General features: G+C 44.7%; 2 protein-coding genes. One reads left to right on the plus strand and one right to left on the minus strand.

What is annotated here, in order from left to right:
* Window positions 1-175: 175 nt before the first annotated feature.
* Complete coding sequence (locus tag D6694_11530; GenBank protein ID RMH39054.1) at window positions 176-826, plus strand: hypothetical protein; 651 nt, start codon at window positions 176-178, stop codon at window positions 824-826.
* A gap of 87 nt (window positions 827-913) precedes the next feature.
* Here the strand turns inward: D6694_11530 and D6694_11535 are convergent, their stop codons facing one another.
* Window positions 914-1,189 carry a hypothetical protein gene (locus D6694_11535; protein ID RMH39055.1) on the minus strand — a complete coding sequence of 92 codons (276 nt, stop codon included), beginning with the start codon at window positions 1,187-1,189 and terminating at the stop codon, window positions 914-916.
* Window positions 1,190-1,232: the final 43 nt, after the last annotated feature.

The following is a 1,232-nucleotide window of genomic DNA, read 5'->3' on the forward strand; positions in this document are numbered from 1 at the left end:
CGGCGATTCGTCACCAGCCGCTTGCCAACTTATGCGTGATCACCCTTACCCCCCACCGCTCCCGACATCGAGCTCCACAACCCCCGTTGCAGCCAGCAACCGATTTGCACGCTAAACAGAAGGATGTTATACTGTAGTGCGGAAAACAGAGGGGTCTTCGCTATTTGGAGAAGCAATGCCAATTCCTTACAACCAAGCAAGACTTGTAGATGCCGTCAGAGCAGTCAAAGAATACAATTCCGGCCATAACATGGGAACTCCTAACTACATTGTAGATCAGTGGGGATACGATATGTTTAAACATGGGATTAGCGGGAGCAAACATCATTTAATTAGACAGCTACATTGGCTATCAGTAATATATAAAGGTATCGCGTATCCAGAGGGAAAATTTATTGAGGAGATAGCTGGCAGAATAATTAATAATATGCATACTTTTCATATGCTGAATCGTCTGAGACCACTATCTGAGCGGACACCTAGCAGAATTGTTATCGATAAAATTTGGACGATTTTTACAAATGTGCACACCTCCGGAAGCAAAAAGAAGAATTATATCACTCTATGCACAAAATTATTGCACTTTATAAGGCCAGATATCTTTATTCCGTGTGACGAGAGGGTAAAAAATTTTTTCATAGGGAGAAAACATGTGAATCCCAATGACTATCAAAAAATTTTGGTAATCGTAAAAGACATAATCAACGGAAAAGATCATGATTGTCCTTTTTGCCATAACATTAGAATTATTAGGAAGATGGACTGGAGATGGTATCATGGAGATGTAAAAATGGTAGATAAGATAGCATTCGTTTGTGGTAAATAAGAAAAGCTTTATTATCTAATTAGGCAGCAGCATTTCTGCACCACTCTGTTTATATACATAAGAAACTTAAATAATAAATTAGACCAATCATTGTCTGCCAATTGCAATCTGCATTCGCCTTTCGAATACCAGATCATCTAGGGCCCGAAGCGACTGCCTCCGCCGCGCCCGAGGCGCTCCGACGATCAGAAGGCGCACTCGCGTTCCTTCTCGTTGCATCGCCGCTGAAACAATGCGCCGGCTGGCCCGAGATGCGGGGAGAGCGACACTTGGCATCAGCCGCGCCAATTGTTGTTCTCGAAGCTGTCTTCGAGCTCGCTTATGCCTTAAGGTGGAGTGCCAGCGCAGCCCACGCGTATGCATGGGAAAGCGTCACCCGCGCGAAGGGATCGACCAAGCCGACGGC

Source organism: Gammaproteobacteria bacterium, from assembly GCA_003696665.1.
In the GTDB taxonomy this organism is placed as follows: Bacteria; Pseudomonadota; Gammaproteobacteria; order Enterobacterales.

What these genes read in the sequence shown, in the direction of transcription:
- D6694_11535 (RMH39055.1), bottom strand. Translation starts at nt 1,189, where the DNA reads ATGCATACGCGTGGGCTGCGCTGGCACTCCACCTTAAGGCATAAGCGA.
- D6694_11530 (RMH39054.1), top strand. Translation starts at nt 176, where the DNA reads ATGCCAATTCCTTACAACCAAGCAAGACTTGTAGATGCCGTCAGAGCA.